General features: G+C 65.9%; 11 protein-coding genes and 1 pseudogene. 10 read left to right on the forward strand and 2 right to left on the reverse strand.

Going from position 1 to position 15,704, the window contains the following annotated elements; genetic code table 11:
* Nucleotides 1–70 precede the first annotated feature (70 nt).
* From rsxB to C7R54_RS05735, 9 genes and pseudogenes are all read left to right on the forward strand, one after another.
* Nucleotides 71–865: pseudogene (gene rsxB / locus C7R54_RS29380) on the forward strand (electron transport complex subunit RsxB); the annotation flags it as partial.
* Nucleotides 866–1,164: 299 nt separating this feature from the next.
* Entirely contained in the window at nt 1,165–1,800 is a 636-nt protein-coding gene (gene nth / locus C7R54_RS05700) for an endonuclease III (RefSeq protein ID WP_129149154.1), read from the forward strand.
* A gap of 356 nt (nt 1,801–2,156) precedes the next feature.
* The gene (locus C7R54_RS05705; protein ID WP_129149155.1) at nt 2,157–2,930 is read left to right on the forward strand and encodes an ABC transporter ATP-binding protein; all 774 of its coding nucleotides are present in this window, start codon (nt 2,157–2,159) and stop codon (nt 2,928–2,930) included.
* The gene (locus C7R54_RS05710) at nt 2,927–3,640 is read left to right on the forward strand and encodes an ABC transporter ATP-binding protein (protein ID WP_129149156.1); all 714 of its coding nucleotides are present in this window, start codon (nt 2,927–2,929) and stop codon (nt 3,638–3,640) included. The genes C7R54_RS05705 and C7R54_RS05710 overlap by 4 nt, the downstream gene beginning before the upstream one ends.
* Nucleotides 3,641–3,711: 71 nt before the next feature.
* The gene (locus C7R54_RS05715) at nt 3,712–4,926 is read left to right on the forward strand and encodes an ABC transporter substrate-binding protein (protein WP_129149157.1); all 1,215 of its coding nucleotides are present in this window, start codon (nt 3,712–3,714) and stop codon (nt 4,924–4,926) included.
* A gap of 99 nt (nt 4,927–5,025) precedes the next feature.
* The gene (locus tag C7R54_RS05720; RefSeq protein ID WP_129149158.1) at nt 5,026–5,913 is read left to right on the forward strand and encodes a branched-chain amino acid ABC transporter permease; all 888 of its coding nucleotides are present in this window, start codon (nt 5,026–5,028) and stop codon (nt 5,911–5,913) included.
* Entirely contained in the window at nt 5,910–6,911 is a 1,002-nt protein-coding gene (locus C7R54_RS05725; RefSeq protein WP_129149159.1) for a branched-chain amino acid ABC transporter permease, read from the forward strand. The genes C7R54_RS05720 and C7R54_RS05725 overlap by 4 nt, the downstream gene beginning before the upstream one ends.
* Before the next feature lie 397 nt (nt 6,912–7,308).
* A complete protein-coding gene (gene acnA, locus C7R54_RS05730; protein ID WP_129149160.1) occupies nt 7,309–10,032 on the forward strand; it encodes an aconitate hydratase AcnA in 2,724 nt (907 codons plus the stop codon).
* Between the two features lie 289 nt (nt 10,033–10,321).
* The gene (locus tag C7R54_RS05735) at nt 10,322–12,649 is read left to right on the forward strand and encodes a hypothetical protein (protein ID WP_129149161.1); all 2,328 of its coding nucleotides are present in this window, start codon (nt 10,322–10,324) and stop codon (nt 12,647–12,649) included.
* An 89-nt stretch (nt 12,650–12,738) separates the two neighbouring features.
* Here C7R54_RS05735 and C7R54_RS05740 read toward each other — a convergent pair whose 3' ends face one another.
* Nucleotides 12,739–13,713: a Bug family tripartite tricarboxylate transporter substrate binding protein gene (locus C7R54_RS05740; protein ID WP_129149162.1), complete on the reverse strand. Its 975-nt coding sequence runs from the start codon at nt 13,711–13,713 to the stop codon at nt 12,739–12,741.
* 342 nt (nt 13,714–14,055) lie between these two features.
* On the opposite strand from C7R54_RS05740, the gene C7R54_RS05745 reads away from it, so the two are divergent.
* Entirely contained in the window at nt 14,056–14,604 is a 549-nt protein-coding gene (locus tag C7R54_RS05745) for a GNAT family N-acetyltransferase (RefSeq protein ID WP_129149163.1), read from the forward strand.
* 86 nt (nt 14,605–14,690) lie between these two features.
* On the opposite strand, the gene C7R54_RS05750 is transcribed toward C7R54_RS05745, so the two are convergent.
* The gene (locus C7R54_RS05750; RefSeq protein ID WP_129149164.1) at nt 14,691–15,512 is read right to left on the reverse strand and encodes a DODA-type extradiol aromatic ring-opening family dioxygenase; all 822 of its coding nucleotides are present in this window, start codon (nt 15,510–15,512) and stop codon (nt 14,691–14,693) included.
* Nucleotides 15,513–15,704: the final 192 nt, after the last annotated feature.

Below are 15,704 nucleotides of genomic sequence, written 5' to 3' on the forward strand. Positions count from 1 at the left end.
CGGACCGCCGCGCGGGGGTGCAAAAGGGGCCTAGGGCCCCTTTTGCATTTTCCCGGGTGAGCCGGGGCTGATGCGCGGCCGTGGCGTCGCGACCGGTCCGGTCCGGTCTGGTCCGGTCTGGTCCGGTCTGGTCCGGTCTGGTCCGGTCTGGTCCGGTCTGGTCCGGTCTGGTCCGGTCTGGTCTGGTCCTGGTCTGATCCGGTCCGGTCGGGCCCAGTCGGGTCGGGTGGGGCCCAGCTCCAGGTCCGGCTCCACGTCCCGGTCCCGGTCCGGGGCAGGTCCGGCGTCCGGTGATGAGCGCTTGGTGGTTTTGTTGAAGGGTTTCTCCTTTTCATCTTTTATGTCCGATTTATCCCTGGCCGATCGCATCGACGCCCTGCTGCCCCAGACGCAATGCACGAAGTGCGGCTATGACGGTTGCCGGCCCTATGCGGTGGCCATCGCCGACGGCTCCGTGCCCATCAACCGATGTCCGCCGGGCGGCGACGCCGGCATCCAGGCCCTCGCCGGATTGCTGGGCACGCCGCCCCTGCCGCTGGATACCACGCGCGGACAACACGGCCCGCTGCTGCTGGCCGTGATCGACGAAGAGCACTGCATCGGCTGCACGCTGTGCATCAGCGCCTGTCCCGTGGATGCCATCGTCGGCGCCAACAAGCGCATGCATACGGTGCTGGACGATAGCTGCACGGGTTGCGACCTGTGCGTGGCGCCTTGTCCGGTCGATTGCATAAGCATGGTGCCGGCGCAGCGCGAATGGACGCAGGCCGACGCGGATGCGGCGCGCATGCACCATGACCGCCGCCAGGCGCGTCTCGCAGCGCCGCCACGAAATAGGGCGCGCGCCGCGCCCGCTTCGAACGCCGGCACCGGCACCGCCGGTGTTGCCGGTGTCGGTGCCGGTGCCGGTGTCGGTGCCGGTGCCGGTGCCGGTGCCGGTGTCGCTGGCGCTGGTGCTGCCGCTGGTGTCGCTGGTGCCGCTGGCGCCGCTGGCGCCGCCGGTGCTGTCGCTCCCGCCGGCGCTGCTGTCGTTGCCGCTGGTCCCACCGGTGCTGCCGGTCCCGCCGACCCGGACGCGCTCAAGCGCGCGACCATCGCCAGCGCTCTGGAGCGCGCGCGCGCACGGCGCGCGCGCGGTTAACGCCCACCCTTTCCCGCTCCCCGATGAACCCCGCCAAACGCCGCGAGATCTTTGCCCGCCTGCAAGCCGCCAACCCCGCCCCCGAAACGGAACTGGAGTACACGACACCGTTCCAGTTGCTGATCGCCGTGCTGCTGTCGGCGCAGGCCACCGACAAATCGGTGAACATCGCCACGCGCAAGTTCTTTCCGCATCACGGCACGCCGCAAGGGCTGGTGGCCCTGGGCGAGGAGGGCCTGGCGGAGTACATCAAGACCATCGGCCTCTATCGCAACAAGGCCAGGAACGCCGTCGCCACGGCGCGCATCATTCTTGAGCAGTACGGCGGCGAGGTCCCCGACACGCGCGAAGCCCTGGAAGCCCTGCCCGGCGTCGGTCGCAAGACCGCCAACGTCGTGCTGAACACCGCGTTCAGGCAGGTGGCCATGGCGGTCGACACGCATATCTTCCGCGTCGCCAATCGCACGGGACTGGCGCCGGGCAAGGACGTGCTCGCCGTCGAGCTCAAGCTGATGAAGGTGGTCCCCAAGGAATACCTGCTGGACGCGCACCATTGGCTGATCCTGCATGGACGCTACGTCTGCGTGGCGCGCAAACCCAAGTGCCCGCAATGCGGAATCGCCGATCTCTGCGAATTCAAGCAGAAAACGCCGGCATGAACCCTCCCTCGCCCGCTTTATATTGATAGGCAATCAGGTTCCGCCGCCGGGCCATAAGCCCCGCCACAACCTCCGCCATGGCAAGTGCCGTAAGCACTTGTCACGCCCCCCGCCATAAGCACCCCACGCGCCCTGCCGCGGCAGCCCCCGCGAGCCCTGCGCACCGATCGTCCGGTCAGGCCTTGCGCCGCAACAGCACCCGCCCGCCAGCGGCGCGAATAGCCGCATTGCGCCACGGCGCGCCGCACCATGACGGCGCGATTCGGACGGACTTGAACCTATGTAAAACCCCGATAGAATTTTGCTGCGCCCGTCCGCATACTCGCCGGCAACAAATATAAATTTGGTGCTACGACATGGATGACACCATCCTGGAGACACAAGGCCTTACCAAGGAATTTCGTGGCTTCGTTGCGGTCAAAGGCGTGGACCTGCGCGTACGGCGCGGGCACATCCATGCCCTGATCGGCCCCAATGGCGCGGGCAAGACCACGTGCTTCAACCTGTTGACCAAGTTCCTCGCGCCCAGCGCCGGGAAGATATTGTTCAACGGCCAGGACATCAGCAGCGAACGCCCGGCGCAGATCGCGCGCCGAGGCATCATCCGCAGCTTCCAGATTTCGGCGGTGTTCCCGCACCTGAGCGTGCTGGAAAACGTGCGCATCGGCCTGCAACGCAAGACCGGCCTGTCCTATCACTTCTGGCGCAGCGAGAAAAAACTGCATGCGCTCGACGAACCGGCGCGCGCCCTGCTGGAACAGGTCGACCTGTCCGCCTTCGCCGACGAGACCACCGTCAACCTGCCCTACGGCCGCAAGCGCGCGCTGGAAATCGCCACGACGCTGGCGATGGAACCCGAGCTGATGCTGCTGGACGAACCGACGCAAGGCATGGGCCACGAGGACGTGGACCGCGTCACGCGCCTGATCAAGCGCGTCAGCGAGGGGCGCACCATCCTCATGGTCGAACACAATATGAACGTGGTGTCCTCCATCGCCGACCGCATCACGGTCCTGGCGCGCGGGGCCGTGCTGGCCGAGGGCAACTATGCCGAGGTGGCCAGCAACGCGGCCGTCATGGAGGCCTATATGGGCAGCACCGAAGGACAACTGCAAGGAGCGCACGGATGAACGCGCCCGCGCTGGAAATCAGCGATCTGCACGCCTGGTATGGAGAGTCGCACATCCTGCATGGCGTGAACATGAACGTCCGCCAGGGCGAAGTGGTGACGCTGCTGGGCCGCAACGGCGCCGGCCGCACCACCACCCTGCGGGCCATTCTCGGCCTGACCGGCAGCCGCAAGGGCTCGGTGCGCATCAACGGCACCGAATCGGCCGGCATGCCCACTTTCCGCATCGCCCACCTGGGCGTGGGCTACTGCCCCGAGGAACGCGGCATCTTCGCCAGCCTCAGCTGCGAGGAAAACCTGCTGCTGCCCCCGCCGGTGGGCGGCGCGCTGGGCGGCGGCATGTCGCTGGCCGAGATCTACGAGATGTTCCCCAACCTGCAGGAACGCCGCCACTCGCCGGGCACCCGCCTGTCCGGCGGCGAACAGCAGATGCTGGCGGTCGCGCGCATCCTGCGCACGGGCGCCAACCTGCTGCTGCTGGACGAGATTTCCGAGGGCCTGGCGCCCGTCATCGTGCAGGCGCTCGGACGCATGATCACGGCATTGAAGCAACGCGGCTATACCATCGTCATGGTGGAGCAGAACTTCCGCTTCGCCGCGCCGCTGGCCGACCGTTTCTATGTCATGGAGCACGGCCAGATCATCGAGCATTTCGATGCCGCGCAACTCGCTGAAAAACAGGAAACGCTCAACGAACTGTTGGGCGTGTAAGGTCTCCGACCGTAAACCTGCCACCCCGCCGGCACGACCGGCACCCCCTACAAGAGGGAGAGGAGTCAACCATGAAGCTGCACACCCTAACGGCTGCACTGGCCCTGGCCGGCCTCGGCGCTATGAGCCTGCCCGCGCAGGCCGCCGGGATTTCCGATGACGTGATCCGCATCGGGTTCATCTCCGACCTGTCCGGCGTGTATTCCGACATCGACGGCAAAGGCGGCATCGAGGCCATCAAGATGGCCATCGAGGATGCCGGCGGCAGCGTCGACGGCAAGAAGATCGAGCTGGTCACGGCCGATCACCAGAACAAGGCGGACGTCGCGTCGGCGCGCGCCCGCGAGTGGTTCGACCAGCAGAAGGTCGACGTGCTGATCGGCGGCACCAACTCCTCGACCAGCCTGGCCATGGCGCAAGTGGCCGCGGAAAAGAAAAAGCCCTTCATCGCCATCGGCGCGGGCGCATCCGACCTGACCAATGCCCAGTGTTCGCCCTATACCGTCCACTATGCCTATGACACCGTGGCCCTGGCCCGCGGCACCGGCTCGGCGGTGGTGAAGAACGGCGGCAAGACCTGGTTCTTCCTGACCGCCGACTACGCCTTCGGCCACGCCCTGGAACGCGATACCGCCAACGTGGTGAAGGCCGCGGGCGGCGAGGTCAAGGGCAGCGTGCGCGCGCCGCTGGGCGCGTCCGACTTCTCGTCCTTCCTGCTGCAGGCGCAATCGTCCAAGGCGCAGATCCTGGGCCTGGCCAATGCCGGCGGCGATACCATCAACGCGGTGAAGGCGGCCAATGAATTCGGCATCACCCAGACCATGAAGATGGCGGGCCTGCTGGTCTTCATCAACGACATCGACTCGCTGGGCCTGCAAGCCACGCAGAACATGTACCTGACCGACAGCTGGTACTGGGACCAGTCCGATGCCGCCCGCGCCTGGGCCAAGCGCTTCGAGGACAAGATCGGCCGCAAGCCGTCCAGCCTCCAGGCCGCCGACTACTCGGCCGTCTCGAATTACCTGAAGGCGCTCAAGGCGAGCGGCACCGACGACGCCGACACCATCATGAAGTGGTTCAAGTCGAACAAGCTCAACGACATGTACGTGAAGGACGGCTATACCCGCGAGGACGGCCGCATGGTGCACGACATGTATTTGATGCAGGTGAAGACGCCCAAGGAATCGAAGGGCCGCTGGGACTACTACAAGGTGGTCGCCACGCTGCCCGGCGACGAGGTGTACACCAAGTTGTCCGAATCGACCTGCAAGCTGGTCAAGAAATAATCCGGCCCATTGCGCGCCGCCGCGTCCATCCGGCGCGGCGGCGCGTTTACGCTTGTTCAACCGCCCGCCATCCACGCGGGCGCGCAGGAAACGCACACGATGACGGAAATCTTCGGCATCCCCTTGCAGGCCCTGTTGGGCCAATTGCTGCTGGGGTTGGTCAACGGCTCGTTCTACGCCATGCTGTCGCTGGGGCTGGCGGTCATTTTCGGCTTGCTGAACGTGATCAACTTCGCCCACGGCGCGCTCTACATGATGGGCGCCTTCGCCGCCTGGGCCGGCATGAATTACCTGGGCCTGAACTACTGGGTCATGCTCATCCTGGGCCCGGTCGTGGTCGGCATCTTCGGCATCATCATCGAGCGCCTGCTGCTGCGCCACCTTTACCGGCTCGATCATCTCTACGGGCTGCTGCTGACCTTCGGCCTGACCCTGCTGATAGAAGGCCTGTTCCGCAGCGTCTACGGCGTCTCCGGCCAGCCCTACCCGCCGCCTGACGCGCTGCGCGGCGCCACCAACCTGGGATTCATGATCCTGCCCAATTACCGCGCATGGGTGGTGATAGCGTCCCTGGCGGTCTGCCTGGGCACCTGGTTCATCATCGAACGCACGCGGCTGGGCGCCCTGCTGCGCGCCGGCACCGAGAACCCCCGCCTGGTCGAGGCCTTCGGGGTCAACGTGCCGCGCATGATCATGCTGACCTACGGCTTCGGCGTGGCCCTGGCCGGCTTCGCCGGCGTGCTGGCCGCGCCGGTGCTGCAGATTTCCCCCTTGATGGGATCGAACCTGATCATCGTGGTCTTCGCGGTGGTGGTGATCGGCGGCATGGGGTCCATCCTGGGGTCCATCCTGACCGGCCTGGGACTGGGCGTGGTCGAAGGCCTGACCAAGGTCTTCTGGCCCGAAGCCTCCAGTACCGTGGTGTTCATCATCATGGCCATCGTCCTGCTGCTGCGTCCCGCCGGCCTGTTCGGGAAAGAGAAATGAATCGACAAATCGCCGCCTATGTCGTCCTGGCCGTCATCCTGGCCCTGCTGCCTTTCATGGGGGTCTATCCGATCTTCGCCATGAAGGTGATGTGCTATGCGCTGTTCGCCTGCGCCTTCAACCTGCTGCTGGGCTTCACCGGCCTGTTGTCCTTCGGCCATTCGGCCTTCCTGGGCGCCGCCGCCTACGCCACCGGCCACGCGCTGAAGGTGTGGGGCTTTCCCACCGAGGCGGGCCTGCTCTTCGGCGTGGTGGTCGCGGCCCTGCTGGGCCTGGTGGTGGGCGCCCTGGCCATCCGCCGCAGCGGCATCTACTTCGCCATGATCACGCTGGCCATGGCCCAGATGGTGTTCTTCTTTTTCCTGCAGGCGCACTTCACCGGCGGCGAGGACGGCTTGCAGAACGTGCCGCGCGGCCGCCTGTTCGGCTTCATCGACCTGGGCAAGGACATCAACCTGTACTACCTGGTGTTCGGCCTGTTCGTGATCGGTTTCGCCATCATCTGGCGCGCCATCAATTCGCCGTTCGGCCAGGTACTCAAGGCCTTGCGGGAAAACGAGCCGCGCGCGATTTCGCTGGGCTATGACGTCGACCGCTTCAAGCTGCTGGCCTTCGTACTGTCGGCCGCGCTCGCGGGCCTGGCCGGTTCCGCCAAGACCCTGGTATTTGTGTCGGCGACGCTGTCCGATGCCACCTGGCAGATGTCCGGGCTGGTGATCCTGATGACGCTGATCGGCGGCATGGGCACCTTCCTCGGCCCGGTGATCGGCGCCTTCATCGTCGTGCTGCTGGAGAACAAGGTGGGGGACTTCGGCCAGGCCCTGGCCAACTGGACCGGCGTCGACTGGTTCCGCCAGCTGGGCGAGTCGGTCACCATCGTGATCGGCCTGATCTTCGTGATCTGCGTGATGGCCTTCCGCCGCGGCATCGCGGGCGAAGTGCAGGCCCTGCTGCGGAAACGCCGGGGGGCGCCCGCCGGCTCGGCGAAGACGGCGTAGCCGCCGTCCCGCCCACCGCGGGCCCGCCAGCCGCCGAGGGCCCGTCCTGTTCAGCCTGCCGTCATCCGCCGGGCCAAAACCCGGCGCGATGGCATTTGTCATCAAGCCCGGCTACGATCGGACGATTACGCAAACGATTACGCGAACGATTACGCGCGCCAGGCTGCCCGCGCGACGCCAAGGCACGCCAAGGCGCGGGGCTTGCGGGCGGCGACGCTCGCGCAATCGCGAAAATTGGCGCAGAATAGGGTTTCGACCAGTCTTATATAAGACATAAGACCAGGGTTGATCCCCTGGTCGCAGCGCCGCCGGCGGGCCGTCCTCCCAGGCAGATGACAAGCCCGTTGAAACGCCTGAAAATGGCAGTTTTTCGCGGACAACAACCTCGGAGTCCATCATGCCGCACAACACGCTCGACACACTCAAGACATTCAAGATCGGTGGCAAGTCCTGTCAGTACTATTCCCTGCCGGCGCTGGGCAAGGCCCTGGGGGTGGACGTACAGCGCCTGCCAGTCTCGTTGCGCGTGGTGCTGGAATCGGTGCTGCGCAACTGCGACGGCCAGAAAGTGACCGAGGAGCATGTCAAGCAACTGGCGAACTGGCAGCCGACGGCCAGGCGCGAAGAAGAAATCCCGTTCGTGGTGGCGCGCGTGGTGCTGCAGGATTTCACCGGCGTGCCGCTGCTGGCCGATATCGCCGCCATGCGCTCGGTGGCGGCGTCCATGGGCAAGGATCCCAAGGCCATCGAGCCGCTGGTGCCGGTGGACCTGGTGGTCGACCACTCCGTGATGATCGACTACTTCGGCTCGGAAAAGGCGCTGGACCTGAACATGAAACTGGAATTCCAGCGCAACCAGGAGCGCTACCAGTTCATGAAGTGGGGCATGCAGGCTTTCGATACCTTCGGCGTCGTGCCCCCGGGCTTCGGCATCGTCCACCAGGTCAACCTCGAATACCTGGCGCGCGGCGTGCACAAGGCCAATAACGTCTATTACCCCGATTCGCTGGTGGGCACCGACAGCCACACCACCATGATCAACGGCATCGGCGTGGTCGGCTGGGGCGTGGGCGGCATCGAGGCGGAAGCCGGCATGCTGGGCCAACCCGTGTACTTCCTGACCCCCGACGTGGTCGGCGTGGAGCTCAAGGGCAAGCTGCGCGGCGGCGTCACCGCCACCGACCTGGTCCTGACCATCACCGAAATGCTGCGGCGGGAGAAAGTGGTCGGCAAGTTCGTCGAATTCTGCGGCGAAGGCACGGCCAGCCTGTCGGTCACCGACCGCGCGACCATCGGCAACATGGCGCCGGAATACGGCGCGACCATGGGCTTCTTCCCCGTCGACGAGCGCACCATCGAATACTTCAAGGGCACCGGCCGCACGGACGAAGAGATCGCCGCCTTCGAGGCCTATTTCAAGGCGCAGAAGATGTTCGGCGTGCCCAAGGCCAAGGACATCGATTTCACCAAGCTGCTGACGCTGGACCTGTCGACGGTGGCGCCCTCGCTCGCCGGCCCGAAGCGTCCGCAGGACCGCATCGAGATCGGCAACGTCAAGAACACCTTCATCGACCTGTTCTCCAAGCCGGTCGCCGAGAATGGCTTCAACCAGCCGGCCGACAAACTGGAACAGGTGTTCACCACCAGCGCCGGCACCAAGGTCCGGAACGGCGACATCCTGATCGCCGCCATCACGTCCTGCACCAACACGTCCAACCCCAGCGTCATGCTGGCGGCCGGCCTGCTGGCCAAGAAGGCCGTCGAAGCCGGCCTGAAGGTGCCCAAGCACATCAAGACCTCGCTGGCTCCCGGATCGCGCGTGGTCACCGAGTACCTGACCAAGACCGGCTTGCTGCCCTACCTGGAAAAGCTGGGTTTCGACGTCGCCGCCTATGGTTGCACGACCTGCATCGGCAACGCCGGCGACCTGACCCAGGACCTGAACGAAGCCATCATCAACGACAACCTGGTCTGCGCCGCGGTGCTTTCGGGCAACCGCAACTTCGAAGCGCGCATACACCCGAACATCAAGGCCAACTTCCTGGCCTCGCCCCCGCTGGTGGTCGCCTACGCGCTGGCCGGCACCGTCACGCGCGACCTGATGACCGAGCCGGTCGGCAAGGGCAAGAACGGCGACGTGTGGCTGGGCGACATCTGGCCGTCGACCGAAGAGGTCCAGGACCTGCTGAAGTATGCGCTGGACCCGGCGGGATTCCAGGCCAACTACAGCCAGGTCAAGTCCAATCCGGGCCAGCTGTGGCAGAAGATCAAGGGCGTCAGCGGCGACATCTATAACTGGCCCGCGTCGACCTACATCGCCGAACCGCCTTTCTTCGAGGGCTTCGGCATGGAGCCGGGCGCCATGCCCGTTATCAAGGGCGCGCATGCGCTGGGCATCTTCGGCGACTCGGTGACCACCGACCACATCTCGCCGGCCGGCTCCATCAAGGAAACCTCGCCCGCGGGCAAGTGGCTGAAGGAGCACGGCGTCGCGAAGGCCGATTTCAACAGCTATGGCTCGCGTCGCGGCAATCACGAAATCATGATGCGCGGCACGTTCGCCAACGTGCGGATCAAGAACCTGATGATCCCGCCGCTGGCCGACGGCAGCCGCTTCGAGGGAGGCGACACGCTGTACCAGCCCTCCGGCGAGCAGATGTCGATCTATGACGCGGCCATGAAGTATGTCGCGGCGGGCACCCCGACGGTGGTGTTCGGTGGCGAGGAATACGGCACGGGTTCCTCGCGCGACTGGGCCGCCAAGGGCACCCAGCTGCTGGGGGTCAAGGCGGTCGTGGCGCGCAGCTTCGAGCGCATCCACCGCAGCAACCTGGTCGGCATGGGCGTGTTGCCCCTGCAGTTCAAGGGCAACGACAGCGCGCAGTCGCTGGGCCTGACGGGCGAGGAGACCTTCGACATCAGCGGGTTGGAGCATGGCATCCGTCCGCAGCAGGACGTCACCTTGACCATCCACGGCAAGGATGGCTCCAAGCGCGACGTGCAGGTGCTGCTGCGCATCGATACGCCGATCGAGGTCGACTACTACAAGCACGGCGGCATCCTGCCCTTCGTGCTGCGTCAACTGCTGGCAACGGAACCGGCGGCTAGCGCGGCCGCCTGATCGACAGCGGGCGATGGAAAAAGCTGGACGCTTGGGCGTCCAGCTTTTTTTTTGCCGGTACCGTCCGAAGGCAAAAGGCGCCCTTTGGAGGACAGCAAGCGATTTTTTCGCCTGGCTCCAGGGACAAAGGCAGCGCGCAGCGCGGCGCCGTGTTGGAACGGGCCCGCGAGTCACGTCACGAAACGGATTCATGCAGGGACGCAGAAGCATGCCGGCCGGGTTCACGCCCCCCTTTCCGCGCACCTTCCGCGTTCCTCCCGCGTTCGCCCATTCTTACGTGAGTATCGCCATGCCCTCCCTCTCCTCCAGCGCCGCCTCCAGTCTGTCTTCCGTCAGCACCGACTACCTGTCGTTCATTTCATCGAGCGACGCCGGCACGACTTCCCCACACGATGGCGTGAGTCGCGGTTCGGCCGCGCGCATCACGCTGCCGAAGATCGCAGCCGGGCGCAGGGGGACCGCGGCGCGGACATCCCACAGGCGACGCAGCGAAAGGCGCTTCCGCGACGATGTCCGACAAGCCTACGCGCAGCCCGCCACGTCGGCGCACAGCCGGCCGCCCAGGACCAGGCCCTATCCGCCCGGGCACAATCCTTTCCATTCCGATAGCGACGAAGACCTGCCCCAACCCGCGCGGATCGCCGCACCCGCCATCAACGACTTGCGGAAACGCGTAGCGCCGGATGGCAGACTGCCGGAAAGCGGCTTACAGGCAAGCCGCTTTCGGGAAAACGCCGCCGAGCAGGACAGCGGCTACAGCGCACCCTCGACGCCGCGGGTCATGACAGGCTCGAACGCATCGCTCGCCGTCGCCGAAGCCTCCCCTCTCGGCAAGGCCTGGCCAGACAGATACCCGGACGGAATGCCTGCCGCCGAGCCGCTGGACGCCGTCCGCGATAACTGGACCATGCTGCACCGGCTTTTGAATGGGACGATGGTTTCCACCGCGACGGAGGAATGGATAGCGAAAGAAACCCCGTATCGTTGCCGTGCGCTTTACGATTCGTTGATGAGGGGCGCCGAGCACGATTCCCGGTCCTCCGTCACGCCTGTCGCCAAATCCCTGGCTGCGCTGATGGAAACCGCGGGGCCGGTCGATTATTCGACGCTGCGCAAGGCCATGCTGGACGATACGCTGACGCCCTTACTCCACCAGGCCGACCCGGCTTGCCTGCGCGTGCTGGCGCACCTGGAGCAACCCTGGCAAGCGGTGCGCAAGGACATACTCCAGGCGGTCGACAAACGGCTGGGCGCCTCCAGGGTATTCGCAAAAGCCCGCAAGAATGGAGGGGCGGCGAGCGGTGAAGCGGTGGGTGGCCCCCCGGACATCATCGGCGTGGCACGAGGCCTTGCCGGCGAACTGCTCGATGCCATCGGGGCCAAGTGCCGCGAGATCGTCGTCCAGCAGCAATGGAACGGCAACGTCGCGTTGGCGACGGACGCCTTCTTCACGCTGGCATCCGCCGAAACGACCGCCAGCGGAACCGCCGCGGCATCCTCCCAGCGACACATGGCAACGCAACTGATCCGCGCGCTGCGCGAGCTGCAGGTCGTGAGCCAGGCGCTCGATGTCGACAAGTCCGTCAAGGACAGGCTCGATGGGCTGCTCGCGGGACTCCCTCCGCAAAGAAGGTCCCTGCTGGTGGCCGCGCTGGATCGTCACGCGGCAGACTTCGACCGTACCATCGACCGTGAATTGCCCATATACGAATCGGACCTGCGCATGCGCGGGCAAATGCGCGCCTTCATCGGGCAGCTGCGCCAGGCGGTATCGTCCGGGGCGACCGCCATGGACGAAGGGCTGTACCAGTCATATCCGGAAAGCACCCGCCATCGATCATGGGCGCCGGTTCGTCTAGTGTCCAGGCTGTGGCGGCGGCTGTTCGGATACAAGCGAAACGCACCGACGCAGGCCATGCGCGACATCAAGGCGCTGGCATATGGCCTCGCGCATGGGAAGCAGATTTCACCGGAATTGGTGGAACGGCTCGCAATCGAGGATGCCGTCTTCACGCCAGGATCGGCGCAGGGGGTAGCGGCCAGGGGATACCTGCGTCGCACGTTGGGCAAGCTGACGCCGCAAGAGGCGGTGGCATTGCGGGTAGCGTCGGCGAATGGGCAATCGGTCGAAGCGTTGGCACGGATGCCGGCGCTGCGCGCCGAGCTGGATGCCGCTCTCGCCCGCGAATGGCATATCCGCAAGCTGGCGCATCAGGTCCGGGAAATCGGCGCGGCATTGCGCCTGGGCAGGGGCAGCAAGCGCAAACGGCTTGCCCGCGCGCAGGCGCTGGTGGCCGCGCTCGATGTTTTCGCCGACGCCATGGCCGAAGTGCCGAACCACCTGCGCGCCTTCGAACTGCTGCAAACGGCCATGCTGCGCGAAACCGCGGCGGACGGGCGCCAGCGCACCACCTTGGGCAAGGCACGCCGCCTCGCTACCGCCGTCGCCGATATAGAGGAAAAGTCCGGACTCGCGTCCGGCTATTCGAAAGCAGCCCGTATCGCGCAGCTCGATATCGTGGCACAGGCGATAGACCTGATGCAGCAAACGTTCTATACCGAAGGCCGCGGCGGCATCGCGGTCCGGGCCCTGCCGACAGCACAAGCCATGGACTGAGTCCACAAAGAGGGGGCGGCCCGCCAGGACGCCCGACGCGGTCCGCCCCTTCCGCGCGGCAGCGGATCCATCGTCGCGGGCCGATAGGCTCAATCCAGGCGGATATTGCCCTTGCGCACCACTTCCGCCCAGCGCTTGCGCTCCGCCGCCAGGAAGGTATCGAGTTCGGCGGGCGGCATGAGCACGACGTCGGCGCCCTGCTCGTTGAGCTTGGCCTTCACGTCCGGCAGGTTCATGATGCGGGCCATCTCCTTGGCCAACCGCTGCCTGGCGTCCTCGGGCAGGTTGTTCGGCGCCATCAGGCCCTGCCACGTGCCGGACTCGAAGCCCGTGACGCCCTGCTCGGCGATGGTGGGTACGTTCGGGATTTGCGGCATCCGCGCGCGGCTGGACACCGCGATGGCCTTGAGCTTGCCGCTCTGGATATGCGGCAAGGTCGCCAGCATGCCGTTCATGATGATCTGCGTCTGGCCGCCGATGGTGTCGGTGATGGCCTGCGAACCGCCCTTGTAGGGCACATACTCCCATTTGGCGCCGGTGGCCTGCTCCACCGCGACGCCGGCCACATGGGGCGCGCTGCCCATGGCGGTCACCGCGAAATTCAGGCGCTCCTTCTTCGACAGCGCGACCAGTTCCGGCAAGGTATTCACCTGCACCGAAGGGTGGACCGCAAGGATGTGGGGCGAATATGCCAGCATGCTGACGCCGCGCAGGTCCTTGTTGGGATCGAAGGTCAGCTTCGTATAGACCGACGGGCTGATCACCAGCGCGCCGACATCGCATAGCAGCAGCGTGTGCTTGTCGTCGGACTGCACCACCATGGCCGCGCCCAGGTTGCCGTTGGCCCCCGGCCGGTTATCGACGATGACGTTCTGCTTGAGCGCCTCGGCCAGGGGCTGGCTGACGAAGCGCGCAATGATGTCCGACGAACCGCCCGCGGGATAGGGCACCAGCAGGCGGACATTGCGGTTGGGCCAGGCGGCCTCGGCGCGCAAGGCGGGGGCGGCGGCGCCCAGCGCTACCGCGCCGGTGGCCGCCAGGAAATGGCGACGGGTAAAAGACATGGGACTCCTCCGTGCACGGGCTGGACGCGCCGCATGCGTTTGTATCTACTTTGTTTCTTATAGGATGTCGGATGACATAGAGGATTCTGCCTTTCAGCGTTGACAGCGTCAATGGCATTCGGCCTAGGGATTTCCTGGTCGGATAAGTTCGACTTCGTAGGTCTACTCCGCTCCACTTATATGACAAGTAGTCTGGCGTCGGTTCCGTGCGGCGGCGTCTATACGGGGTTTATATTGACGTCGATTTCGTTCCCCTGGAACATTCCGCGCCAGCAGAACCGTCTGGCCCGCGCGGATCGCCCCGGCGACGCCCTCTCTTCTTCCTTGCCCCCTGGAGTTTTCATGTCCGCCCCTGCAACGCCCGGCGACGTACGCCTGATCGACTGCGACGAGGCCGCGCACGGCCCGGCTATCCTGGACATCCTGAACGAAGCCATCGTCAACTCGACGGCGCTGTACGACTATGTGCCGCGGCCGCCGCAAGCCATGGCCGCATGGTTCGCCACCAAGCGGGCGCATGGCTTTCCGGTGGTCGGCGCGGTCGACGCCGACGGCCGGCTGCTGGGCTTTGCCAGCTGGGGCACTTTCCGCGCCTTTCCCGCCTACAAATACACGGTCGAGCACAGTGTCTATGTGCATCACGCGCAGCGCGGGCGCGGCCTGGGGCGGGTCCTGCTGGAGGAATTGATACGGCGCGCCCAGGTCGCGCAACTGCATGTGCTGGTCGGCTGCATCGATGCGTCGAATAGGGCCAGTATCGGCCTGCATGAACGGCTGGGTTTCGTCCACGCCGGCACGTTCAAGCAGGTGGGGTTCAAGTTCGGTGCGTGGCTGGACGCGGCGTTCTACCAATTGAACCTGGCAAGCCCGGATCACCCCCAGGACGGCTGACCGGCGGGCCGACGGGAAGTACCAGGCCGCTTCCTCAGGACGCGTCCTCGGACCGCTCCCTCAGGACGCTTCATCAAGCAGCTCCCTCAGGCCGCGCCGGCGGCCGCCAGGTCGCTCTCCGTGGCGGCTGGTTCCAACGCGCCGAACTGATAGGCATCCATCGCCAGCGCGCCATAGGCAATCTCGTCGACCAGGCGCACGCCCGGTCCCTCGCCGGCGCCCCAGGCGACGTAGAAAGGCATCAGGTGATCGTCGCTGGGATGGGCCTGGGCGGCACCCGGCGCGCGCGCTTCCCAATCCAGCAGCGCCGCCGTGTCGCGGGCGGCGATGTGCTGCGCGAACCAGTCCTGGAAAGCCCGCACATAGGGCAGCGGGGCCGCATCCTGGCCGCGCTGCACGTGGCGCAGGTTGTGCGTGAGCGAACCCGAGCCGATGATCAGGACGTTCTCGTCGCGCAGCGGCCGCAGCAATCGCCCCAGCTGGTACTGCGCGGCGGCGTCGCGGCCGGCATCGAGCGCCAATTGCACGACCGGCACGTCGACATCGGGATACAGGTAGCGCAGGGGCACCCAGGCGCCGTGGTCCAGCGGGCGCTTGGGGTCGTCGTGGACGGTCAACCCCGCATCGCCCAGCAGGCCGGCCACCCTGCGCGCCAGCGTGGGCGATCCGGGGGCGGCGTATTCGAGGCGATAGAGTTCCTGCGGAAAGCCGCCGAAGTCGTGCCAGGCCTGCTGGCGGTCGCGGGTGCTGACGGCCAGGCCGTGGCCCATCCAATGGGGGGAGACCACGAGGATGGCATCCGGCTTGGGGAGGGTGCGCGCCCAGTTGGACAGAGCGGGGCCGGTGCGGCCGGGGTCTATCGCCAGCATCGGCGATCCGTGCGAAATGAAAAGCGTGGGCCAGCGCATGGCGGCCTCCAGGATGAGGATGTGATGCGTATGAGTATGATTGTTTTCGTATTCGCAATAAATATATGGTGGTGCTTTTATAAATTCCTTGATTGGCAACAATGCCGGTGAGCGGCGGCGGGCCCTGCCGGGCCCGCCAGCCCCGGCGTAGGGGAGCCGCGCTTACGCGCGGCCCCTTGTCCTAGGTCTGGC

The sequence above is a fragment of the Achromobacter aloeverae genome, from assembly GCF_004121055.1.
GTDB lineage: Bacteria > Pseudomonadota > Gammaproteobacteria > Burkholderiales > Burkholderiaceae_B > Bordetella_C > Bordetella_C aloeverae.

Excerpts from the sequence above, each read along its gene's own strand:
- nth (WP_129149154.1), top strand. The coding sequence starts at position 1,165 with ATGAACCCCGCCAAACGCCGCGAGATCTTTGCCCGCCTGCAAGCCGCC.
- C7R54_RS05705 (WP_129149155.1), top strand. The coding sequence starts at position 2,157 with ATGGATGACACCATCCTGGAGACACAAGGCCTTACCAAGGAATTTCGT.
- C7R54_RS05710 (WP_129149156.1), top strand. The coding sequence starts at position 2,927 with ATGAACGCGCCCGCGCTGGAAATCAGCGATCTGCACGCCTGGTATGGA.
- C7R54_RS05715 (WP_129149157.1), top strand. The coding sequence starts at position 3,712 with ATGAAGCTGCACACCCTAACGGCTGCACTGGCCCTGGCCGGCCTCGGC.
- C7R54_RS05720 (WP_129149158.1), top strand. The coding sequence starts at position 5,026 with ATGACGGAAATCTTCGGCATCCCCTTGCAGGCCCTGTTGGGCCAATTG.
- C7R54_RS05725 (WP_129149159.1), top strand. The coding sequence starts at position 5,910 with ATGAATCGACAAATCGCCGCCTATGTCGTCCTGGCCGTCATCCTGGCC.
- acnA (WP_129149160.1), top strand. The coding sequence starts at position 7,309 with ATGCCGCACAACACGCTCGACACACTCAAGACATTCAAGATCGGTGGC.
- C7R54_RS05735 (WP_129149161.1), top strand. The coding sequence starts at position 10,322 with ATGCCCTCCCTCTCCTCCAGCGCCGCCTCCAGTCTGTCTTCCGTCAGC.
- C7R54_RS05740 (WP_129149162.1), bottom strand. The coding sequence starts at position 13,713 with ATGTCTTTTACCCGTCGCCATTTCCTGGCGGCCACCGGCGCGGTAGCG.
- C7R54_RS05745 (WP_129149163.1), top strand. The coding sequence starts at position 14,056 with ATGTCCGCCCCTGCAACGCCCGGCGACGTACGCCTGATCGACTGCGAC.
- C7R54_RS05750 (WP_129149164.1), bottom strand. The coding sequence starts at position 15,512 with ATGCGCTGGCCCACGCTTTTCATTTCGCACGGATCGCCGATGCTGGCG.